21 protein-coding genes and 1 tRNA gene are annotated in these 22,215 nt (G+C 72.9%); 3 read left to right on the top strand and 19 right to left on the bottom strand.

Going from position 1 to position 22,215, the window contains the following annotated elements:
- Positions 1–52: 52 nt before the first annotated feature.
- The 11 genes from BGP79_RS09390 to BGP79_RS09440 form a co-directional block, all read right to left on the bottom strand.
- The gene (locus BGP79_RS09390) at positions 53–448 is read right to left on the bottom strand and encodes an FKBP-type peptidyl-prolyl cis-trans isomerase (RefSeq protein ID WP_076694910.1); all 396 of its coding nucleotides are present in this window, start codon (positions 446–448) and stop codon (positions 53–55) included.
- A 51-nt stretch (positions 449–499) separates the two neighbouring features.
- Positions 500–1,477 (bottom strand): FKBP-type peptidyl-prolyl cis-trans isomerase, encoded by a 978-nt coding sequence (locus tag BGP79_RS09395; RefSeq protein ID WP_076694912.1) that lies wholly within the window; start codon positions 1,475–1,477, stop codon positions 500–502.
- Between the two features lie 63 nt (positions 1,478–1,540).
- A complete protein-coding gene (gene pafA / locus BGP79_RS09400) occupies positions 1,541–3,025 on the bottom strand; it encodes a Pup--protein ligase (RefSeq protein ID WP_083701758.1) in 1,485 nt (494 codons plus the stop codon).
- Between the two features lies 1 nt (position 3,026).
- Positions 3,027–3,758 carry a proteasome subunit alpha gene (gene prcA, locus BGP79_RS09405; RefSeq protein WP_076694914.1) on the bottom strand — a complete coding sequence of 244 codons (732 nt, stop codon included), beginning with the start codon at positions 3,756–3,758 and terminating at the stop codon, positions 3,027–3,029.
- A 4-nt stretch (positions 3,759–3,762) separates the two neighbouring features.
- Positions 3,763–4,656, bottom strand: a complete 894-nt coding sequence (prcB, locus tag BGP79_RS09410) for a proteasome subunit beta (RefSeq protein ID WP_083701759.1) — start codon at positions 4,654–4,656, stop codon at positions 3,763–3,765.
- 6 nt (positions 4,657–4,662) lie between these two features.
- A complete protein-coding gene (locus tag BGP79_RS09415) occupies positions 4,663–4,863 on the bottom strand; it encodes a ubiquitin-like protein Pup (protein WP_076694917.1) in 201 nt (66 codons plus the stop codon).
- 4 nt (positions 4,864–4,867) lie between these two features.
- On the bottom strand, positions 4,868–6,493 hold the full coding sequence (dop, locus tag BGP79_RS09420) for a depupylase/deamidase Dop (RefSeq protein ID WP_076694919.1): 1,626 nt from the start codon (positions 6,491–6,493) through the stop codon (positions 4,868–4,870).
- Positions 6,494–6,533: 40 nt separating this feature from the next.
- The gene (gene arc, locus BGP79_RS09425; protein ID WP_076694922.1) at positions 6,534–8,255 is read right to left on the bottom strand and encodes a proteasome ATPase; all 1,722 of its coding nucleotides are present in this window, start codon (positions 8,253–8,255) and stop codon (positions 6,534–6,536) included.
- A 78-nt stretch (positions 8,256–8,333) separates the two neighbouring features.
- Positions 8,334–9,458, bottom strand: a complete 1,125-nt coding sequence (locus BGP79_RS09430) for a tRNA (adenine-N1)-methyltransferase (RefSeq protein ID WP_083701804.1) — start codon at positions 9,456–9,458, stop codon at positions 8,334–8,336.
- Positions 9,459–9,535: 77 nt separating this feature from the next.
- On the bottom strand, positions 9,536–10,720 hold the full coding sequence (locus BGP79_RS09435) for a site-2 protease family protein (protein WP_076694924.1): 1,185 nt from the start codon (positions 10,718–10,720) through the stop codon (positions 9,536–9,538).
- Positions 10,717–11,415: an HAD family phosphatase gene (locus BGP79_RS09440; RefSeq protein ID WP_076694926.1), complete on the bottom strand. Its 699-nt coding sequence runs from the start codon at positions 11,413–11,415 to the stop codon at positions 10,717–10,719. The genes BGP79_RS09435 and BGP79_RS09440 overlap by 4 nt, the downstream gene beginning before the upstream one ends.
- Before the next feature lie 179 nt (positions 11,416–11,594).
- Between BGP79_RS09440 and BGP79_RS09445 the strand changes: the two genes are divergently transcribed.
- Entirely contained in the window at positions 11,595–12,464 is an 870-nt protein-coding gene (locus tag BGP79_RS09445) for a PAC2 family protein (RefSeq protein ID WP_076695322.1), read from the top strand.
- A gap of 3 nt (positions 12,465–12,467) precedes the next feature.
- Here the strand turns inward: BGP79_RS09445 and mshC are convergent, their stop codons facing one another.
- From mshC to BGP79_RS16755, 3 genes are all read right to left on the bottom strand, one after another.
- Complete coding sequence (mshC, locus tag BGP79_RS09450) at positions 12,468–13,844, bottom strand: cysteine--1-D-myo-inosityl 2-amino-2-deoxy-alpha-D-glucopyranoside ligase (protein WP_076694927.1); 1,377 nt, start codon at positions 13,842–13,844, stop codon at positions 12,468–12,470.
- Positions 13,845–13,893: 49 nt separating this feature from the next.
- Positions 13,894–14,727: an undecaprenyl-diphosphate phosphatase gene (locus BGP79_RS09455; RefSeq protein WP_076694929.1), complete on the bottom strand. Its 834-nt coding sequence runs from the start codon at positions 14,725–14,727 to the stop codon at positions 13,894–13,896.
- 79 nt (positions 14,728–14,806) lie between these two features.
- A complete protein-coding gene (locus BGP79_RS16755; protein WP_076694931.1) occupies positions 14,807–15,115 on the bottom strand; it encodes a hypothetical protein in 309 nt (102 codons plus the stop codon).
- Between the two features lie 40 nt (positions 15,116–15,155).
- On the opposite strand from BGP79_RS16755, the gene BGP79_RS09465 reads away from it, so the two are divergent.
- Positions 15,156–15,389, top strand: a complete 234-nt coding sequence (locus tag BGP79_RS09465; RefSeq protein ID WP_076694932.1) for a DUF5703 family protein — start codon at positions 15,156–15,158, stop codon at positions 15,387–15,389.
- Between the two features lie 44 nt (positions 15,390–15,433).
- Here the strand turns inward: BGP79_RS09465 and BGP79_RS09470 are convergent, their stop codons facing one another.
- Positions 15,434–16,627, bottom strand: coding sequence for an acyl-CoA dehydrogenase family protein (locus BGP79_RS09470; RefSeq protein ID WP_076694934.1), 1,194 nt, complete (start codon positions 16,625–16,627; stop codon positions 15,434–15,436).
- Between the two features lie 90 nt (positions 16,628–16,717).
- Here BGP79_RS09470 and BGP79_RS09475 point away from each other — a divergent pair.
- A tRNA-Leu gene (locus BGP79_RS09475) sits at positions 16,718–16,802 on the top strand.
- A 100-nt stretch (positions 16,803–16,902) separates the two neighbouring features.
- Here BGP79_RS09475 and BGP79_RS09480 read toward each other — a convergent pair.
- Genes BGP79_RS09480 through BGP79_RS09495 form a run of 4 tightly spaced genes read right to left on the bottom strand, consistent with a single transcriptional unit; the run spans position 16,903 to position 22,178 of the window.
- Entirely contained in the window at positions 16,903–18,468 is a 1,566-nt protein-coding gene (locus BGP79_RS09480) for a glycosyltransferase family 39 protein (RefSeq protein ID WP_076694936.1), read from the bottom strand.
- A 59-nt stretch (positions 18,469–18,527) separates the two neighbouring features.
- Entirely contained in the window at positions 18,528–19,448 is a 921-nt protein-coding gene (locus BGP79_RS09485; protein ID WP_076694938.1) for a MaoC/PaaZ C-terminal domain-containing protein, read from the bottom strand.
- Positions 19,448–20,785 (bottom strand): 3-oxoacyl-ACP reductase, encoded by a 1,338-nt coding sequence (locus BGP79_RS09490; RefSeq protein WP_076694940.1) that lies wholly within the window; start codon positions 20,783–20,785, stop codon positions 19,448–19,450. The genes BGP79_RS09485 and BGP79_RS09490 overlap by 1 nt, the downstream gene beginning before the upstream one ends.
- Positions 20,786–20,813: 28 nt before the next feature.
- Entirely contained in the window at positions 20,814–22,178 is a 1,365-nt protein-coding gene (locus BGP79_RS09495) for an acetyl-CoA C-acetyltransferase (protein ID WP_076694942.1), read from the bottom strand.
- Positions 22,179–22,215: the final 37 nt, after the last annotated feature.

The following is a 22,215-nucleotide window of genomic DNA, read 5'->3' on the forward strand; positions in this document are numbered from 1 at the left end:
CCGGACGCCGCGGCGCCGTGTCGGTGTGCGTGTCAGGGCACGCGCCGTCGTCTCAGCGGACGTCGACCAGGTCGACGACGAAGATCAGCGACTCGCCCGGGGCGATGGCTCCCCCGGCGCCCCGGTCGCCGTAGGCCTTGTTCGCGGGGATCTCGAGCCGGCGGCGGCCGCCGACCTTCATCCCGGCGATGCCCTCGTCCCACCCGGCGATGACCTGACCGACGCCGAGCCGGAAGTCCAGCGGCGCGCCGCGGTTCCAGGACGAGTCGAACTCCTCACCGGTGGAGAAGGCGACGCCGACGTAGTGGGCGCTCACGGTGCTGCCGGGCGTGGCCTCGGCCCCGTCACCGGGGATGAGGTCCTCGATCACCAGGTCGGCGGGCGCCGCGTGGTCGGGGAACTCGATCTCGGGCTTGACTCGGTCGTACTCGCGCTTGCCGAAGGACACGTCGGTCTCCAGTCGTGTGAAGGGATGGGAAAGGGACAGGAAGGGCCTGCGTCAGGAGGCGACGTCGAGGATGTCGACGACGAAGACGAGCGTCTCCTTCTGCAGCGGCGAGCCGGCCTGGCTGCCGTAACCGAGGCTCGGCGGCACGACGAGCAGCACCTGGGAGCCGACGGTCTTGCCGGTCAGACCCTGGGTCCAGCCCTTGACGACGCCGGTGAGCGGGAAGGTGACGGGGCTGTTGTTCTTCCAGCTGGAGTCGAACACGGAGCCGTCGGACCACTTCACGCCGTGGTACTGCACGGTGATCGTGTCGGTGGCCTTGATCTTCGTGCCCTTGCCGGTGATCAGGTCCTGCGCGACGAGCTTCGTCGGCGCCTTCGTCTTCGGCACGGTCACGGTCGGGGCGCCGTTGGCGGCGAGCTTGACGGTCGGCAGGCCGGCCTTGGGCGCGACGGCGGTCCCGGCGGCCCGCGTCGGGATGTTCTTCGCGGACTGCAGCTTCAGCACGATGACGTTCGACGCGGTCGGCGTCGCGCTCGCGCTGGCACTGGCGCCACCGCTGGCACCGGCACTCGGCGAGGCGGTCGGCGTCTGGGCGGGCGCGGCGAAGGCGACGTAGGAGCCGACCTTGGCGTTGACGAGGGCGTTGTAGAGCACCTCGTTCTGCTGCTTGACCGAGTCGGAGAGCAGCAGGCTCTCGGTCTTGCCGGTGGTGAAGGTCTCGTTCTGGACGGAGCCGTCGGATCCGCTGATCACGGCGCCGACGTAGCTGACGGACTGACCGGCCTTGACCGTGTCCCCGTCACCTTCCTTGATCACCTTGGCGGCCGCGTCCTTGGAGATCAGCGGCTTGGCGAAGTCGAGGCCGGGGACCTTCTTGTCCTCGGAGCTGGTCACCTTCATCGAGTCCAGCGGGTTGCCGGACGCGGCGGCGGCGGACGATGACGTCGACCCGTCGGAACCGGAGCCGGAGCAGCCGGCCAGCAGGAGCAGCAGGGGAATCATCAACAGGGCGAACAGTCGGCGCACAGGAAAATCCTCGGAACGGGGTCGGGTTCGACGGCACGCCCCTCGGGACGACCGCGCGCCCGTCTACGGTAGCGGACCAGTCTGGGTATTGCCTGCACCACCGGACCCCGGGGCCGGAATCGCACCGGCACCGGCACCGGCACCAGTACCGCTGTCGGCGTCCGTCGCCGGCTCCGGCGTGGACGTCCGGATCGCCGCGATCAGCTCCTCGACGCGGGGGTCCTCGGACTTGAAGGGGTCCTTGCAGAGGATCGTCTGCTGGGTGCGGTCGTTCAGCTTCAGGTGCACCCAGTCGACGGTGTAGTCGCGGCCGGCGGCGACGGCGGCGCGGACGAAGTCGCCGCGCAGCCGGGCGCGGGTGGTGGCGGGCGGGTCGTCGATCGCGGACTTGACGCGCTCCTCGCCGATCAGGGTGCGGACGGCCCCGCGGGCCTGGAGCAGGTGGAACAGCCCGCGGCCGCGGTTGATGTCGTGGTAGGTCAGGTCCAGCTGCGCGATGCGCGGTGCGTCCAGGGGCAGCCCGCTGCGCTGCCGGTAGGCGTCGATCAGCTTCTTCTTGATCGCCCAGTCGATCTCGGTGTCGATGCCACTCGTGTCGCCGGTCTCCACGGCGGTCAGGGCCCGGTCCCACAGGTCGAGGGCGAACTCCACCCGGTCGTGGTGAGCGCCGGCCGTCGCCACGTAGTCGGTGGCCTTCCGCCAGAAGTAGCGCTGCAGGTCCAGGGCGCTGATGGTGCTGCCGTCGGCCAGTCGCACGAGGTGCCGGCCGGTCGGGTCGTGCGAGATGTCGCGGATGCTGCGGATCGGGTTCTCCAGGCGCAGGTCGCGCATGATGACGCCGTCCTCGATCATGCGCAGCAACAGGTCGACGCTGACGATCTTCAGCAGCGTCGTGCTCTGGCTCATCGACGAGTCCCCGGAGATCACGTGCAGGCGCCGGTAGTGCTCGGCGTCGGCGTGCGGCTCGTCGCGGGTGTTGATGATCGGGCGGGACCGGGTGGTCGCCGAGGAGACGCCCTCCCAGATGTGATCGGCCCGCTGGCTGAACGCGTAGGTCGCGCCGGCCGGCCCGGTGATCACCTTCCCGGCACCCGCGACCAGCTGGCGGGAGATGAGGAACGGGATGAGGATCTCCGCGAGCCGGGTGAAGGACGTGGTGCGCGGGATCAGGTAGTTCTCGTGGCTGCCGTAGGAGTTGCCGGCCGAGTCGGTGTTGTTCTTGAACAGGTACACCGAGCCGTGGTACCCCTCGGCGGCGAGCCGCTCCTCCGCCTCCCGGCACAGGTCGTCGAGGATCAGCTCACCCGCGAGATCCTGCGCGAGCAGGTCCTCGACGTCGTCGCACTCGGCCGTCGCGTACTCCGGGTGGGAGCCGACGTCGAGGTAGAGGCGCGCGCCGTTGGCGAGGAACACGTTGGACGAGCGACCCCAGTGCACCACCTTGCGGAACAGGTAGCGCGCCACCTCCTCCGGGGAGAGCGGGGAGCCGCCCCGGGGCGAGTAGGAGAGCCCGAACTCGGTCTCCACGCCGAAGATACGTCGCTGCACGTCAGACCCGCTCCCCTGCCAGCAGCGCCGCGCACGCCTCGGTGCTCAGGCGCCGGAACGCACGCCGGCTGCCGCGCAGCGTCATCGGGTCGCGGTCCAGGACGGCCACCTCGAGCTGCTCGGCCGGCAGATCCCGGGCCGCCGTGCTCTCCTCGCCGTCCTCGCCCGCCCGGCGCAGGGCGTCGACGGCGGTGCCGACCGCGCCGGCGAAGGTCGCGCCCGGGTCGTGGCGGTCGGCCAGGATCCCGCTGACGGTCTCCGCGGCTCCGCCCATCACGACGAAGGAGCGCTGGTCGGAGATCGAGCCGTCGAACAGCAGCCGGAACAGGCGGTCCTCGTCGGGCACCGCGCCCACCTCCACCACGGCGAGCTCCACCTCGAAGGGCTTGCCCTCGGTCGTGAAGACGGCGCCGAGGGACTGGGTGTACACGCTGGCCAGGCCGCGCGCGGTGACGTCCTCCCGGTCGTAGGCGTAGCCGCGCAGGTCGGCGTACCGCACCCCGGCCTGCCGCAGCGACTCGAACTCGTTGTACCGGCCGACCGCGGCGAACGCGATCCGGTCGTAGATCTCCCCCACCTTGTGCAGGGAGGGCGAGGGGTTCTCGGCGACCAGGGCGATGCCCTCGGCGCAGGAGAGCACGACGACGGACCGGCCGCGGGCGATGCCCTTGCGGGCGAAGTCCGCCCGGTCCTTCATCAGCTGCTCGGGCGAGACGTAGAACGGCTGTGTCACGGGCTCAGGCCTCCCGTCCGGCGCTGGAGCGGGCGGCGAGCACGGCCTCGCAGACCTCGGCGAGCTCGTGCCCGGGGACGCGGCGGTGCCCGGCGGAGCCGACCGTCATGATCACGGGCCACAGGCGGCGGATGGCGTCGGGGCCACCGGTCGCGGAGTCGTCGTCGGCGGCGTCGAACAGGGCCTCGACGGCCACGCGGACCGCTTCCTCCTCGGTCAGGTGCGGGCGCCACAGCTTCTTCAGCGCACCCCGGGCGAACGCGGAGCCGGAGCCGACCGTGTGGTGCTCGATCTCCTCGTACCGCCCGCCGGTGACGTCGTAGGAGAAGATGCGCCCGACGGCGCGGGTGGTGTCGTACCCGGCGAAGAGCGGCAGCACGGCCAGGCCCTGGACGGCACGGGGCAGGTTGTCCCGGACCATGGCGCCGAGGCGGTTGGCCTTGCCCTCGAGGCTGAGCAGGGTGCCCTCGATCTTCTCGTAGTGCTCGAGCTCCACCTGGAACAGGCGCGTCACGTCCAGGGCGATGCCCGCGGTGCCGGCGACGCCGAGCACGGAGTACGAGTCGGCGGGGTGGACCTTCTCGATGTGGCGGCTGGCGATGACGTTGCCCATGGTCGCCCGGCGGTCACCGGCCATCAGCACGCCCCCGCCGTACGTCATGGCCACGATCGTGGTGCCGTGCGGGGCGAGGGAACCGGCGTCCGGCCCGCCGAGGGGCGCGACGGCGCCCAGCGGGGTCCGGCCGTAGGGCAGCAGATCCGGGTGCGAGGCCTGCAGCCAGGCGCTGAACGAGGAGCCGGTCCCGGCGCTCGCGGCGTCGAAGCCCACGCCCGTCCCCGTACCGCCGTGCTGTGCTGTGCCGTACTCTGCTCCGCCGTACCGGCCCATGTGCTCCATGAACGCCTACTGGCCGCCCTTCTGCACGAATCCGCGCACGAACTCCTCGGCGTTGGCCTCCAGGACACCGTCGATGTCGTCGAGCAGGTCGTCCACACCCGAGGTCGCGGCGCTCGGGCTGGACGCGCCGCCCGGCGGGGTGGGATCGACGGCGTCCTCGGTCTGCTGATCCTGCGAGGCCGCGGAGGCACGCTGCTGTTCGCTCATGGTTCTATCGTGCCACGCCACCGGGCTCCGGGCCGGTGCCCAGCCGGCGGACGAAGTCGGCCGCATCGGTGCTCTGCGCGAACAGGGACTCGGTCAGCGCACGCGTGCCCCGGTGCGGCTCCTTGGTGGGGATCCGCACGAGCCGTCGGGCCCCCGGCAGGTCGAAGACCACGGAGTCCCAGTTGGCGGCCACGACCTGGGACGAGAACCGCTGCAGGCACTGCCCGCGGAACCAGGCACGGGTGTCCTCGGGCGGGTCGGTCACGGCCGCGGCGACGGCGTCGTCGTCGAGCAGCCGCCGGATCCGTCCCCCGGCCACGAGCCGGTGGTACAGGCCCCGACCGGTGCGCACGTCGGAGTACTGCAGGTCCACCAGCGCCAGCCGCGGGTCGTCCCACGCCAGGCCGTCCCGCTCCCGGTAGGCGGTGAGCAGCGCGAGTTTCGCGGCCCAGTCCAGCTGGTCGGCGGCGGACGCCGGGTCGGCGGCGAGCAGGTCGAGCACGGCGGTCCAGCGGTCCAGCACGTCGGCCGTCATCGGATCCGTGTCCGCGCCGGTGCGGGCGCAGTGCTCGCGGGCGGCGTCGAGGTAGATCCGCTGCAGGTCCAGGCCGGTGACGGTCCGGCCGTCGGCCAGGGCCACGGTCGCGCGCAGGGTCGGGTCGTGGCTGATGGTCTGCAGGGCGCGGACCGGCTCGAGCACCTGCACGGCGGGGGCGGTGCCGGCCTCGATCATGGACAGCACGAGCGCGGTGGTGCCGAACTTCAGGTAGCCGGAGACCTCGGCGAGGTTCGCGTCCCCGATGATCACGTGCAGCCGGCGGAACCGCTCGGCGACGGCGTGCGGTTCGTCGCGCGTGTTGATGATGGGGCGCCGCACCGTGGTCTCCAGGCCGACCTCGGCCTCGAAGAAGTCGGCCCGCTGGCTGAGCTGGAACCCCGGCGTGGACCCGTCGACGCCGATGCCGACCCGGCCGGAGCCGCAGACCACCTGGCGGCTGACGAAGAACGGCACCAGCCCGGCGACGATCGCGCCGAACGGCACCTCCCGGGGCATCAGGTAGTTCTCGTGGCTGCCGTAGGAGGCCGCCTTGCCGTCGGTGTTGTTCTTGTACAGCTGGATCGGGGTACCCCCGGTGGCGGTGATCCGGTCCGTCGCGGCCCGGGCCACGGCGTCGCCGGCGGCGTCCCAGCGCACCGCGTCGAGCGGATTCGTCACCTCCGGGCCGGCGTACTCCGGGTGCGCGTGGTCCACGTAGAGCCGCGCCCCGTTGCCGAGCACCACGTTCATCAGGATGCCGTCGGTGATCGGGTCGGTGCCGTCGTCCTCCCCCTCGTCCGCGCCCACGGCGGCCACCTGCTCGGCCGTGAGCACGTCCGGCTCGTCGGTGAGCTGGCTCGGGTCCGCCGACGCCCGGGACTGGATCCAGCCGCGCGCGTCCGCCAGGGGCGCCTCGTCGGAGTAGTCCCAGCCCGCTCCTCCGGCCGAGGAGATGGCACGGGTGTTCAACCCGCTCAGGTCCGCCCAGGCGTTGATCACGCGGGTCGCGAGGACCGTGGACTCGGCGCCGGGGGCGCTGGGGGCGAGGACACCGAACTCGGTCTCGCTGCCCATGATGCGGTGGACGGTCATCCGCGGCCGGGGGTGCCGCGCGTTCGGGCACGAGACAGCATCACAGGTACTGCCCGGTGTCGGTGGCGGTGGTCACGGCCCGGCCCCGGGACTGGCCGGTCTTGGCGTGGGCGATGGTGCGGATGTAGGTGATCCGCTCCCCCTTCTTGCCGGAGATCCGGGCCCAGTCGTCGGGGTTGGTGGTGTTGGGCAGGTCCTCGTGCTCGTGGTACTCGTCCGTCACCGCGCGCAGCAGGTGCTCGATCCGCAGCCCCTTCTGCCCCGTCGTCAGCAGATCCTTGATCGCGTTCTTCTTGGCCCGGTCGACGACGTTCTGGATCACGGCGCCCGAGTTGAAGTCCTTGAAGTAGAGCACCTCGGATTCGCCGTTCGCGTAGGTGACCTCGAGGTACTCGGTGGTGGCGTCCGTCGCGTACATCGCCTCGACGGTGCGCTGGATCATCGCCTCCACGGTGGCGTCGCGCTCGCTGCCGTGCTCGGCGAGGTCCTCCTCGTGCAGCGGCACGGCGGGGGTGAGGTACTTGCCGAAGATCTCGGCGGCGGCCTCGGCGTCGGGCCGGTGGATCTTGATCTTCACGTCCAGCCGACCGGGCCGCAGGATGGCCGGGTCGATCATGTCCTCACGGTTGGAGGCGCCGATGACGATGACGTTGTCGAGCCGCTCCACGCCGTCGATCTCGCTGAGCAGCTGGGGCACGATCGTGGTCTCGACGTCGGAGGAGACACCCGTGCCGCGGGTGCGGAACAGGGAGTCCATCTCGTCGAAGAAGACGACGACGGGGTTGCCCTCGGAGGCCTTCTCCCGGGCGCGGGCGAAGATCAGCCGGATGTGCCGCTCGGTCTCCCCGACGTACTTGTCCAGCAGCTCGGGGCCCTTGATGTTCAGGAAGTAGCTCGTGACGTCCGAGCCGCGGCGCTCGGCCACGCGGGCGGCCAGCGAGTGCGCCACGGCCTTGGCGATCAACGTCTTGCCGCATCCGGGCGGACCGTAGAGCAGGATGCCCTTGGGCGCCTTGAGGCCGTGCTCCCGGTACAGGTCGGGGTGCATGAAGGGCAGCTCGACGGCGTCGCGGATCTGCTCGATCTGCGGCCCGAGCCCGCCGATGTCGGTGTAGGAGATGTCGGGCACCTCCTCGAGGATGAGGGACTCGACCTCGCTGCGGGTGATCTTCTCCAGCGCGTAGCCGAGACGGGAGTCGACGGTCACGGCGTCGCCGACGCGCAGGGGTGCGCCCTGCAGTCCACCCGAGAGCCGGACGACCTTCTCGTCGTCGGACCGGCCGACCACCAGCGCCCGGTCGCCGCCGATCAGCTCCTTGACGGTCGCGACGTCGCCGGCGCGTTCGTAGCCGAGCGCCCCGACCACGGTGAGGGACTCGTTGAGCAGCACCTCCTGCCCGACGGTCAGCGCGCCGATGCCGACCAGCGGCGAGACGCCCACCCGCACCTTCCGGCCGGCGTTGACGATGTCGACGCTCTCGGCGGCGACGGCGACCCCGCGGGCCGTCTCGGCGGGCCGGGCGGGGTTGATCGCGATGACGGTGCCGAACCCGAACGGGGCGGCGCCGTCGCGCTCCAGGGCACCCTTGAGCCGAACGATCTCGTCCCGGGCGGCCTCGAGGGCCTTGACCAGGGTGCCGTTCTGGGCGGTGGCCCCGGCGAGTTGACGGTCGAGCAGCCGCAGCTTGTCGCGCAGCACCGCCAGCTGACGGCCGGCGGCGTCGCCGGCTCCCGGGGAATTCGTCGATGTGGGCTCGGACATGGCCGTGACCTCCTTCGCAGCACCACAACCGGACAGCGCCCGCGCGGTCGGCGCGGCCTGCCGGTCCTGCGTTCCACCCTAGTTCGTCGTCGAGTCCCCCACGGCATCCGTGACGGGCCCGTGACCAGCACCGTCATCGTTCCCGGCGTCCTCCGCGGCCGTGCCCGCGGCCGTGTTCACAGCAGGGGCCGGCCCGGCGCCGGCGCCCGCCTCCCGCGCCCGCTCGGCGAGGCGGCTCGCGTCCCGGCCGACCTTGCGCAGGCGCTTGTCCGAGACCGGCCGCTCCCCCACCGCGCCCGGGGTCCAGGCGTTCAGATCCGCCTCGGTGTAGTCCGTCTTGGAGGCCCGCCGACGGGGCGCGAGCCGCTCGGAGCCGTCCGCGAGCCGCCGGGTCATCAGCAGGAACGCGGTGTGGGCGACCATCCGGTGGTCGGGCCGCACGGCCAGTCCCTCGACGTGCCAGCCGCGGACCATGGTCTCCCAGGACTCGGGCTCGGTGAAGCGCCCGTCGTCCCGCACGGCCTCGGCGACGCGCGAGAGCTGGGTGACGGTCGCGATGTAGGTGATCAGCACGCCACCCGGCGCCAGGGCGGTGGCGGCGGCGTCGATGCACTCCCAGGGGGCGAGCATGTCCAGGACGATCCGGTCGACGCTGCCGGGCTCCTCCTGCACGCCGAGCTCGGTGGCCAGGTCCCCGATGGTCAGTTGCCACGCCGGGTGGTCCGCGCCGAACATGGTGGTGACGTTGCCGCGGGCGACGTCGGCGAACTCCGGGCGCAGCTCGAAGGAGTGCACCCGGCCCGTGTCGCCGACGGCGCGCAGCAGGGAGATGGTCAGGGCGCCGGAGCCGACGCCGGCCTCCACGACCCGGGCGCCCGGGAAGATGTCGGCCATGGTGACGATCTGGGCCGCGTCCTTCGGGTAGATCACCGCGGCACCGCGCGGCATGGAGAGGACGAAGTCCTTCAGCAGCGGGCGCAGCGCCTGGTAGCGGTTCCCGGCCGAGTTGGTGACGACGGTGCCCTCGTCGGCGCCGATCAGGCTCTCGTGCTCGAGCACCCCGCGGTGGGTGTGGAACGCCTGCCCGGCGGTCAGGGTGATGGTGCTCATCCGCCCCTTCTCGTCGGTCAGCTGCACGCGCTCGCCGTCCCGGAAGGGGCCGCGGCGGGCGGCGGCGCCGGTGGTGGCGTCGGTCATCGTCATCTCCTGAGGAAGGTGCGGGTGCCCGGTGACGGGCGTGGAACGGGCGTCGCCCGACAGGGCGGCGGTCGGGGCGGTGCTCATGACCAGGGGTCGGTGCGCCCCTGCAGGGCGGTGAGCACAGCGCCCTGGGTGAGCAGGCCGGTGACGACGCCGCGCGCGTCGATCACCGCGTACTCGGACCCGGCCAGGCGGGCCAGGTACTGGACGAGCTGGTGGCCCTCGGAGGCCACGGGCACGACGGCGCCGGGGGCGAGCGGCCGCGCGACGGCGACCGCGCCGGTCGTGGCCGCCCGGTCAAACGGCACGGCGGCCACCGCGTCCCGGTCGGCGACGGCCACGGGCACGCCGCGGTCGTCGACCAGGATCAGCTCGGTGCCGGGCCCGGTGCGCAGGTCGCGGGCCAGCGCGCTCAGCTGCGCGACGGACGCGGTGGCCGGCACCCCGGTGGCGGGCCGGGCGAGCCGCCCGGCGCTGATGGCGCCGAGCCGCTGCTTCAGCCGGCCGCTGCGGATCGCGGCACTCGCGCCGGCCCAGAGGAAGACGACCACGAGCACGCCGATGGCCAGGGTGGACAGGCTCGGCAGGCCCCGGCCGGTGAACAGGGGCCACAGCACGACACCGAGGATGAGGACGGCGACGATGCGTCCGGCCCAGCCGGCCGCGACCGTGCCGCGGTCCTGGTCCCCGGTCGCCCGCCACACCGCGGACTCGACGATCCGGCCGCCGTCGAGCGGCAGCCCCGGCAGCACGTTGAACACGCCGACGAAGAGGTTGGCGACGGTGAAGACGGAGGAGAGCAGCCACGCCACCGTGCCGGCCGGCAGGGCGAAGGTGACGGCGGAACCCACCCCGGCCAGCGCCAGGTTCGCGGCGGGTCCCGCGAGGGCCACCACGAGGGACCGCCCCGCACTGGTCGGCATCGACTCGAACGACGTGTGCCCGCCCCACAGGGTGAGCACGATCCGGGACGAGGGCCAGCCGAACGCGCGGGCGCTCAGGGCGTGCGCGAGTTCGTGGGCGAGGACGGAGAGCAGGAGCAGCACCGCGTAGGCCAGCGCGACGAACCAGGCACCCGCGCCGATGCCGGGGAACTGGTAGGCGACCACGGGACCGAAGCTGATGACGATGAACGCCGCGATCAGGAACCATGACCACGAGAGCAACACGGGGACGGAGAACATCCGGCCGAGCGGGATGCCCTCGCTGCGGGCCTTCGTCCTCCCGGTGCCGTCGGCGGGCGGCGGCGTGCCGGCGCCGCTCACGAGAGGGCGGCCCGGGCGCGCAGGGCGCGCTGCAGGTCGTCGACCGTGCTGCCGGCCAGGGTCTCCCACTGCTGCACGTCGGGGTGGTGCGGGACCGGCACGACGTGCGGGATCGCGATCGTGGTGACCCCGCTGGAGCGGGCGGACTCGACACCCGGGATCGAGTCCTCGAGCGCGATGACGGCGGGGGTCGGCAGTTCCGGCGCGGTGCGGCGCAGCCGCTCGAGGGCCTGCTCGTAGGGCTCGGGGTGCGGCTTGCCGTGGGTCACCATGTCACCGGTGACGAGGAAGTCGAAGGTGCCGGCCGGCAGCTGGTCCGCCACGGCGCGGGCGAGCACGGCCTCGCTCATGGTCACGAGCGCGCACGGGACGCCGGCGTCGCGCAGCTGGTCGAGCAGCTCGCGGGCCCCGGGTCGCCAGGGGATCTCCCGGCGGACGGCGGCGAGCACGTCGCCGATCACGGTGTCGAGGATGGTACGGATCGGCAGGTCGAGACCGCGGACCTGCATGGCGGCGGCGACCCGCGGCAGCGCCTGCCCGACCATCGCCTCGGAGTCCTCCATGGTCCACCGCAGGCCGTGCCGGTCCATCAGCGAACGTTCGGCCGCGATCCAGTAGGGCTCGGTGTCCACCAGGGTCCCGTCCATGTCCCAGAGGACAGCGCGCAGACGGAAGGGATCGGTGGGGGCGGCCATGCCTCCAGTCTACGAGGACGGCGCCGTCGGGCGGCCCACGTGTGTCACACGTCCCGCCCGGATGCCGGGACTACGCTGGACGAGTGAGTTCCTATGACGAGAAGCCCGAGGACGGAGCCGAGGTGCCCGGCGCGGACGAGACGACGGAGGGGACGGCGTCGACGCGGGCCGGAGAGTCGCTGACCAGCATCTTCGGCGTCCGCACGGGCGAGGACGCCGCGGGCCGGGACCGGGTCACCGTGATGATCGCCGCGTTCGAGGGCTGGAACGACGCCGGCGACGCGGCCAGTGACGCGCTCAATCGCCTCGACGAGCGGTGGGCCGCCTCCCGCGTCGCCGCCCTGGACTCGGACTCCTACTACGACTTCCAGTTCACCCGCCCGATGGTGGTGCGCACCGGGGCCGAACGGCACATCCAGTGGCCGACGACGTGGCTCTCGACCGTCTCGGTGCCGAACTCGAATCTCGACGTCGTGCTCGTGCACGGCGTGGAACCCTCCTACCGGTGGCGCGCCTACACCGCCGACCTGATGGCGCACGCCACGGACCTGGGCGTCGACTACCTGGTCCTGCTCGGCGCCCTGCTGGCGGACGTGCCGCACACGCGGCCCATCCCGGTGTCCGTGTCGACGGACGACGCGGCCCTGCAGGAGGAGCTGAACGCGGATCCGTCCACGTACGAGGGGCCCACCGGCATCCTCGGGGTGCTCGGCGGCGTCGCCGAGCTGGCCGGGATCCCCACGGTCTCCCTGTGGGCGGCCGTCCCGCACTACGTCGCCCAGGCGCCGTCCCCCAAGGCCCAGCTGGCGCTGCTGAACCGGCTCGAGGAGCTGGTCCACATCCCGGTGGTCGGCGACGCCGAACTCAAGGAGGACGCCGAGGCCTGGGAGCGAGGCGTGGACGAGCTGGCGACGGAGGACCCGGAGATCCAGGCCTACGTGCACCAGCTCGAGGAGGCGAAGGACACCGCCGAACTGCCCGAGGCCAGCGGTGAGTCCATCGCCCGCGAGTTCGAGCGCTACCTCAAGCGGCGCGGCAAGGAGCGCTGAGCCTCAGCTCGCGGTCTCCGGCGCCAGGTCCACCCCGAGCAGCGCGTCCACCGCGCGCCGGCCGAGGCTCGGCTCGCCGGCCGTGCCGGTGTCGGTGGCGGTGTCGGATCCGTGGTCGATATCGCCGTCGATCGCGGCGTCGTCCCGAGCGCCGAGGACCGTCGCGGCCCACGCGTCGACGGCGGCGAGGGCACCCGGGGTGTCCAGGTCGTCGCGCAGCCGGTCCCGCAGCCGCTCGACGAGGCGCGTGTCGGCGTCGTCCACGTCACCGCGCAGCGGACCGGTCGCGGCGTCCGCGACGGCCGCCGCGGCACGCCACCGGGCCAGCCGGTCCTGAGCCACGGTGAGCAGCGCGTCCGTGTACTCCCAAGCCGAGCGGTAGTGCTGGCCGAGCACGGCGATCCGGATCGCGGCCGGGTCCACCCCGGCCTCGCGCAGCCGGGAGACGAGCACCAGGTTGCCCCGCGACTTGCTCATCTTGTGCCCCTCGAACCCGACCATGCCGGTGTGGGCGAAGTGGTGGGCGAGCGGGCGGCCGGTGAGGGCCTGCGCGTGGCCGGCGCTCATGTCGTGGTGCGGGAAGATCAGGTCGTTGCCGCCGCCCTGCACGGTGAAGGGCGTCGCGAGGAACCGCTCGGCGATCACCGAGCACTCGATGTGCCAGCCCGGCCGGCCCGCACCGAGCACGCCGCCGGGCCACTGCGGCTCACCCTCGCGGGCCACCCGCCAGAGCAGGGCGTCGAGCGGGTTGCGCTTGCCGGGCCGGTCGGGGTCACCGCCGCGTTCACCGAAGAAGGCCAGCAGCTGGTCCGGGTCGTAGCCGCCGAGGGCCCCGATGCGCCAGCCGGTGGAGCGGGCGGCCTCGACGTCGAAGTAGACGTCGCCGTCGGGCTCCCCGCCGGTGCCGGGTACCCGGTACGCGATACCGGCGGTGACCAGCGCCTCGACGGCGGGCACGATCCACGGCACCGCCTCGACGGCGCCGATGTAGTGATCCGGCGGCAGCACGCGCAGTGCGGTCATGTCGGTGCGGAACAGGTCGGTCTGCTCGACGGCGAGGTCCTGCCAGTCCACCCCGGTGGCCTCCGCGCGCTCGAGCAGCGGGTCGTCGACGTCGGTGACGTTCTGCACGTAGGTGACGGCGGCGCCGGTGTCCCGCCACTGCCGGATCAGCAGGTCGAACGCCAGGTAGGTGGCCGCGTGGCCGAGGTGCGTGGCGTCGTAGGGGGTGATGCCGCACACGTAGAGGCCGGCGACCGCGCGGCCGCTCTCCTCCGCGAGCTCGACGGGTACCACCGCGCGGGCGGCCGTGTCGTAGAGGTGCACCGATCCGGGCATGGGCTCCAGCGGGGTGAGGCCGGGCGTGGGCCAGGACTGCATGCTTCTCCTCGGGGTGGACGCGGGGTGAGGGCGGGTGTCGGACGCCGCGTCAGGCGGCGATCAGACCGGTGCTGAGCAGGATCATCAGGACGGCGCCCAGAGCGATCCGGTACAGCACGAAAGGCCGGTAGCTGCGGGTCGAGACGTAGCGCAGGAACCAGCCGATGATGAGGTAGCCGACGCCGAACGCGATGACGGTGGCCAGAGCCGTCGGCCCGGCACCGTACACGCCGCCGTCGCCACCGCCCTTGACCACCTTGGCGAGCTGGTACAGCCCGCTCGCGAAGACGGCCGGGATGGCCAGCAGGAAGGAATACCGGGCGGCGGCCTCACGGGTGTAGCCCATCGCGAGGCCCGCGGTGATCGTGCCGCCGGAGCGGGAGACGCCGGGGACGAGCGCGAGTGCCTGGGCGAGGCCGTAGAGGATGCCGTGGCGCCACGTCAGCTGGTCGAGGGTCCGCTGCTGACGCGAGTAGATGTCCGCGAGGGCGAGCAGGACGCCGAAGACGATCAGCATGACGGCGACGATCCACAGGCTGCGGAAGGTCGTCTCGATCGAGTCCTGGAACAGGACGCCGAGGATGCCGATCGGGAGGCTGCCGAGGATCACCAGCCAGCCCATCCGGGCGTCGGGATCGTTGCGCGGCACGCGCCCCACGAGGGAACCGGCCCAGGCCCGGACGATGCGGACGATGTCACGCCAGAAGAAGACGAGGACCGCGGTCTCGGTGCCCAGCTGGGTGATCGCGGTGAACGCCGCACCCGGGTCGGCGGCGCCGGGCAGGAACTCCCCCACGATGCGCAGATGCGCACTGGAGGAGATGGGAAGGAACTCGGTCAGTCCTTGTACGAGCCCGAGGATGGCCGCTTCGATCCACGTCACGATCCGACTCTAGGTGCTCCGGGCTCGGCCGGCCGAATCGGTCCCGCCCCCTGGGGACGGGAGCGCGAGCGGGAATGTGTCAGACCCGGTCGCGGTTCTCCTCGACGTCGTCCTCATCCTCGTCGTCGTCCTCGTCGTCCTCGAGGTCGTCGTCATCATCGTCGTCGTCGCTGTCGTCGTCACCGTCGTCCTCGTAGATGACCAGCGGGGTGACCTCGTTGTAGATGTCGTAGAGCGCATCTTCGTAGACTTCGAAGGCATCGGCGATGGCCAGGTGCGCCGACTCGACCGCGGGATCGTCGTCTCCGCGTCGCGCGGCGGACGCAGCGAGGTGCTCCTCGAAGGCAGCAACCAGGGACTGCAGGGCGACACGCGGATCAATGCTCATGTCCTAGACGTTATCGGTTCCGGAATGAAAATGGGGTGCCATGAGGCAACAAATTGGTGGGACCTCGGTGAAGCGCGAGCGGGACTTCGCACGGCAGTACGAGTACCTGGTGCTCAGTGTTCCGTCGCAGGCCACCCGGGGTGAAGCACGTCAGATGCTCACCGAGCACGCCGAGTACGGCAAGTGGGAACTGGAGCGCACGCGCCTCTACATGGGCGGTGCTCGCCGGTACTGGCTGCGGCGCAAGGTGATGCGCATCGAGCGCACCGCCTGACCCTCCGTCGTCCTGCCCGGGCGATCGCGACGCGGGCGGCCCGCTCAGGCGAGCGGGCCCAGCAGGGCGGTCGCCATGGTCGCGTGCGCGGACGAGTCGCTCGACGGGTGGTAGGCGCCCGCCGCCACGTCCCGGTAGAGCCGGGACAGCTCCGAGGTCCGGGTGAACTGCGCACCGCCGCCGGCGGCGAGGGCCAGGTCGACGACCTCCCGCGTGGTCCGGGTGACGCGCACCTTGACCCCCGACAGACGCGAGAACCACCGCGGCCCGTGGTCGACCTGCCGATCCACGTCCTGCGCGGTCGCGGTCAGATCCGCGAGCATGCCGTCGACGAGCAGCTGCGCCTCCGCGATCCGGTACCGGGTGTCCGGATCCTGATCCAGGGCCGCCCCGGAGCGCCGAGAGGTGCGCCGGCTCGCCGCCTCGATCGCCAGGATCACCGCGCGCTCCGCGATGCCGGCATAGACGCTGGCCAGCAGCACCTCGAAGGCGGCGAAGATCGCGAAGATCAGCGGGTCCGGCACCGGACCGACCGGCAGGGTCGCGACGATGCGGTCCGGCCGCACCCGCGCGTCCTCCAGCTCGGTGGTGTGCGACTGGCTCGCTCGCATCCCGAGCGTGTTCCAGTCCCCCAGCGACCGGGTCCCGCCGTCGGCACGGTCGAGGAAGCCCCACACCAGTCGGGGGCCGTGGGGGGTCTCCTCGCGGCCGTGCACGCCGAGCCGGGTCCAGGCCGGGGAGAGGCTGGTGAAGATCTTCCGGCCCGTGTAGCGGTAGCCGCCGTCGGATTCGCGCCGGGCCGTCGTGACCGAGTCGAACAGCATCAGGTCGTTTCCGGGCTCCGAGACACCGAAGGCGAACAGTTCGCCCGCGGCGGCCTCGCGGAGCACGAAGTCCAGGGTGTCGATGCCCCGATCGGCGAGGATCCGCGCGACGGAGGTCCACACCAGGTGCATGTTGATGCCCAGGGCCGTGGCGGGGGCGGCCGCGGCGAGCCGCCGCTGCGCGTCGCTGGTCTGCCGCAGGGTCGCGCCGGCACCTCCGTAGGCCGCGGGCGAGCACAGGCCGAGATAGCCGGCCGCGCGCAGGTCGGCCAGGTCCTCGGCGAAGAAGGCGTTGGCCTCGTCGTAGCCCGCGGCACGGTCGTGGACGCGGGCGAGCAGCTCGTCGGTGAGCGGACGTTCTCCCACGTCGGGGGCGGTGGCGTCGACGTCGTCGCGAGCAGCGGAAGCGGTCATCCTCCCAGCGTACCGAGGGCCCCGATGCGGGACGCCGGGCGCATCCGTGTTAGAGTTTCTGACGCTGCTCCGCGCTGCGGAGCACCACTCGCGCGGGTGGCGGAATAGGCAGACGCGCTAGCTTGAGGTGCTAGTCCTCGCATAGAGGGTGGGGGTTCAAGTCCCCCTCCGCGCACGAGCGTCCCGCTGGACGACAGGGAGAAGCCCCGGACCACTGGTCCGGGGCTTCTCGCGTTCCCGGGCCCGGGTGCGGGCCTCGCGCCGAACTCGTGCCGTCAGGGCGTGCGGGTGTACTCGGTGATCCGGTCGAGACCGCCGGAGAAGACGACCCGGCCCCCGCTCAGCCCGGCGGCACGCAGCACGGCGTCGTCGGCGTCCCGCTGCGCGGGCGAGGCGTCGACGCGCCGCACCACCCACACCCGGCTCTCCGCGCGCAGCCGGTCCCCCTCCGCCGCGAGCGGCCGGGACAGGTCGTCGATGGTGTCGCTGTCCGTCGCGTCCACCGCCCGGGTGATGTCGGTCAGGCGGGCGAAGTCGGCCGGGTAGGCCACCGCGATGCGCCGCGTCGGCGCACCGGTCAGGGCGTCCGACGTCACTTCGCGCGGGCTGAAGTAGACCCCGTCCCCGGGCGCGGCGTGCGCCGCCAGGTAATTGGCGACGGCGCGGTAGTCGCTGCCGCTCTTGGCGTCGGGCGTGCGCTGCGACCACCAGACCGGCGCCACCGCGACGACGAGCAGGGCGACGGCGACGACGCGCAGCCAGCGGCGGCGCAGCGCGAGCAGACCGGCGCCGATCAGCAGCGCGACCGCGAAACTCGTGAAGGTCAGATAGCGCGGGTTGTAGATCGGGCTCGCGAGCAGCAGCGAGGCCCCGAGCGCGGCGGTCGGCAGCACGAGCGCCGGGGCGGCCCACGCGAGGACCACCCGCGTCCGGCCGCCGGACCGCTGCCGGAGCGCGCTGACGACGCCGACGAGGATCAGCACCCAGCCCAGGGCCGCGGCGGCGAGGGCGGCGGCCTGCCACACCGGGGTGCCCCGTTCGGGCGTCACCCCGGTGGGCGTGCCCCCGAGGAACCACTGGTTGACCACGACGTTGCGCAGCCACTCCCCGACACCGATCGGGTTCTCGGCGATCTGTCCGCGCTCGGTGACGCCGAGCAGCAGGATGGGTGAGCTCAGGACGGCGGCGGCGACCGCGGCGAGCAGCCAGCGCAGCAGCACACCGAGCGGGACGCGGAGCAGGAGCAGGCTGACCCCGTGGGCGACGACGAGGAGGGCGGCGTAGATGTTGGTCGCGACGGCGAGACCGGCGACGACGGCGTAGGCGATCCACCAGCCGGCGCGGCGGTGGCGCGTCGCCGCGACCATCAGGACGGTGGCCCAGACGGCGGCGGCCAGCGCGAGGGCGAAGGGACGCGCCTCGATGCCCGCCCACGTCACCCGCGGCAGGACCGCGAACACCAGGGCGGCCACGACGCCCAGGCGGCGACCGCCCGTGAGCCGGCCGAGCCAGTAGGTCCCGGCCGTCGCCAGCACGATCGCGCCGACGCTCAGCGCCCGGATGCCGACCTCGGTCTCCCCCACCACCGGGATCCACGCGTGCAGGGCCACGTAGTAGACGGCGTGGACGGCGTCGATCGAGGAGATGAGGGCGCCGATCTCCCCGAGCGGGCGGTCGGCACTGGCGATCGACGCCGCCTCGTCCGTCCAGAACGACGGCACCCAGGAGAGCACTGCGCTGACGAGGCCGGCCACGAGCGCGAGCACGGTCGCCAGCACGTGGTCCACGCCGACGCCGCGCCGAGCGTGCCCGGCGACGCGGGAGGCGGTTGCCGTGGCCATGGACCGTCCTGACGCCGGGGCGAATGATCGGCGTCAATCTAACACGGTGCGCTCCGGGCTCAGCCCGCGGTCACCGTCGCCGTCAGGTGCAGCCGGCCCGACCGCGGATCCCAGCCGGTGAACCGGGCGCCGTCCGCGTCCTGCGGGGTCCCGTCCACGCGGATCGCCACCGTCGCCGGCAGCACCACCGGGGCGGCGAAGCTGACGTCCCACGCGTACGCCTCCGGCAGCCGGATCGTGGCCAGCCCCCGCGACGCGGTGTACATGCCGTGCGCGATCGCGCCCTTCATGCCGAGCAGCCGGGCGGTCGGTGCGCTGATGTGGATCGGGTTCCAGTCCCCGCTGACCTCGGCGAAGCGCCGTCCGGCGTCCGCGCCGAGGCGCCACCGGCCCGTCGGCACCGGCGGTGTGAACGCGGTCCGGTCCGCGCCCTCGGCCCGGTCCGACCCGGACAGGAACCGCCCGCGAGCCAGGTAGGTGGAGCGGTCGACGGCCACGGCCGCGCCGTCCGCGCCGTCACGTTCGTCGCGGATCTCGCTGACGACGTCGACGAGCGTGCCCGACCGGTGCGGCCGCAGGTCCTCCGCCCACGTCGTCACGCCGAGCACGGAGGCGAGGGTGAGCGGGCGCCGCTGCGTCCACCGGTTGCGCAGGTGGACGAGGCCGGCGAGCGGGAGCGGGAAGTCGTTGCGGGCCATCAGCGCCATCGCCACCGGGAACACGGTGGCGTGGACGAACCCGGCGGGCAGCACGTCGGAGCCGGGCGCCCGGGTCAGGTGGGCGAAGTCCGTGAGCCGTGCCGCATCCGGGCGCACGCCGGACGCGCGGTAGGCGACGCCCGGGAGGGATCCGACGGTGCGGTCGCGCCGCAGCGGCCCCGCCGGCAGCGCCCCCACCAGGGCGGAGGGCACCTGGCGGGCGTAGATCCCGGCGAGCGACGGCAGGACCGCCAGGTCCTCCACCCGATCCGGTGCCCCCATCAGGCGCCGACCAGGTTCTGCCCGCACACGCGCAGCGTCTGCCCGGTGATGCCACCCGCGGCGTCGCTGGCGAGGAACGCGATGGCCTCGGCGACGTCCGTCGGGCGGCCGCCCTGCTGCAGGCTGTTCAGCCGTCGCGCGACCTCGCGGGTCGCGAACGGGATCCGCGCCGTCATCTCGGTCTCGATGAACCCCGGTGCCACCGCGTTGACGGTGGCCCCGGCCGGCATCAGCCCGGCCGTCGCCGCGACCATGCCCATCACGCCGGCCTTGGAGGCGGCGTAGTTCGTCTGGCCGCGGTTGCCGGCGATGCCGCTGGTCGAGGCGAGGCTGACGATCCGCCCGCCGGCGCCGAACACGTCGGAGGCGAGGAACTGCTCGTTCATCCGCAGCTGCGCGGCGATGTTGACCGCGATCACCGCGTTCCAGCGCGCGGCGTCCATGTTGGCCAGCAGCTTGTCCCGGGTGATCCCGGCGTTGTGCACGACGACGTCGAGGCGGCCGTGCCGGTCCCGAGCGTGGGCGAGGATCCGCTCGCCGGCGTCCGGAGCCGTGATGTCCAGTTGCAGGGCGGTTCCTCCGAGCTCGTTGGCGACGGCGGCCAGCGCCTCCCCCGCGGCCGGGACGTCGACGGCGATGACGTGGGCGCCGTCCCGGTGCAGCGTCCGGGCGATCGCGGCGCCGATGCCGCGGGCGGCGCCGGTCACGACGGCGACCTTGCCGGTGAGCGGCCGGTCGGCGTCCGGGTCCGGGGCGCCCTGCCCGTCGACGACGGTGAGGAACTGCCCGTCCACGAAGGCGCTCCGACCCGAGAGCAGGAACCGCAGGGCGCCGAGCACCGAGGTGACCGTGACGGGCAGGCCGTCGCGGATCAGGATGCCGTTGCCGGTGGCGCCGCCGCGCAGTTCGTGCGCCAGGGACCGCAACAGCCCCTCGACGCCCCGGCGGGCCGCGGCCATCGCCGGGTCCGTCGTGTCGCCGGCCGGCCGGGAGAGGGTCACGACCCGGCCTCCCGGGCGCAGGTCCCGGAGCGCCTCACCGGCGGCCAGCACCGGCACGGAGAGCGCGGTGGGGTCGGTGACGTCGTCGAGCACGAGGACGATCGCGCCGAGCCGCTGCTTCGGCCGGTGGTGCCGGACGACGTCGAGGCTCCAGCCCAGCAGCTCGTCGGCCAGCTCCTGGGCGCCCGCGCCGGAGCCGACCAGCAGCACCGGCCCGTCGACGAGCGGAGCGCCGGGGCGGTACCGGCGCAGCTCGACGGGCCGGGGCAGCCCGAGCCGCTTCGCCACACCGGCGAGCGGGGCGGCGTTGACGAGGGTGAGATAGGTGTCGGTCATGACGCTCCTTCCGGGTGTCCGGGGCCGGTCAGTGGGACTCGAGGATGGCGACGACGCCCTGGCCGCCGGCGGCGCACACCGACACGAGGCCGCGCGTGCGGCGCCCGGTCGAGGCGGCCGTCTCCGCGAGCTGCTTGGCCAGCGAGCCGACGATGCGCCCGCCGGTCGCGGCGAACGGGTGTCCGGCGGCCAGCGAGGAGCCGTTGACGTTGAGCCTGCTCCGGTCGATCGAGCCGAGCGGCGCCTCCAGGCCGAGGCGCGTCCGGCAGTACTCCGGGTCCTCCCACGCGGCGAGCGCGGAGAGCACCGTGGAGGCGAAGGCCTCGTGGATCTCGTAGTAGTCGAAGTCGGCCAGGCTCAGCCCGTTGCGGGCGAGCAGGCGCGGCACGGCGTACACCGGGGCCATCAGCAGGCCCTCGGCCCCGTTGACGAAGTCCACGGCGGCGGCCTCGGCGTCGACCACGTCTGCAAGCATCGGCAGGTCGTGCGCCCGGGCCCAGTCCTCGGAGGCCAGCAGCACCGCGGAGGCGCCGTCGGTGAGCGGCGTCGAGTTGCCGGCGGTCATCGTCGCCGGGGTGGGCAGCGAATTCCCGAACACCGGGGAGAGCTTCGCCAGCTTCTCCAGGCTGCTGTCGGCGCGCAGGTTGGTGTCGCGGGTGACGCCCCGGTAGGAGGTGACCAGGTCGTCGAAGAAGCCCCGGTCCCAGGCGGCGGCGAGGTTGCGGTGACTGGCCAGCGCCAGCTCGTCCTGCGCCTCCCGGCTGATCTCCCACAGCGCCGTCGTCAGGGCCTGGTGCTCGCCCATCGACAGGCCGGTGCGCGGCTCCCCCGTCGAGGGCGCGTTGGGCGTCAGATCACGCGGGCGCAGCTTGAGCGCGGCGGCCAGCTTCTGCTGGGTGGTCTTCGCGCGACCGAGTTCGAGCAGCACCTGCCGCAGCCCCTCGCTGACCGCGATCGGGGCGTCGGAGGCACTGTCCACGCCACCGGCGATGCCGGACTCGAGCTGGCCGAGTCGGATCTTGTTCGCGAGGCCCACGACGGTCTCCAGACCGGTGGCGCAGGCCTGCTGCAGGTCGTACGCCGGGGTGGCCGGGTCCAGCGCCGAGCCGAGGACCGCCTCACGGGTGAGGTTGAAGTCGCGGGAGTGCTTGAGCACGGCGCCGGCGGCGACCTCACCGATGCGCTCCCCCGCCAGCCCGAAGCGGGCGACCAGCCCGTCGATCGCGGCCGTCAGCATGTCCTGGTTGGAGACCCTGGCGTAGGGGCCGTTGGCGCGGGCGAAGGGGATCCGGTTGCCGCCGACGACGACGGCGCGCCGGGGAGCAGACGGGGCGGAGGGGGTGGAGGTGCTGGGGGTGGCCGGCGTCGTGGTGCCGGGAGCGTCCTGGGGCATGGGTGCCCGTCCTTCCATCGAGGTGGTTACCGGTACC

The sequence above is a fragment of the Tersicoccus sp. Bi-70 genome, from assembly GCF_001968825.1.
Lineage (GTDB): Bacteria > Actinomycetota > Actinomycetes > Actinomycetales > Micrococcaceae > Tersicoccus.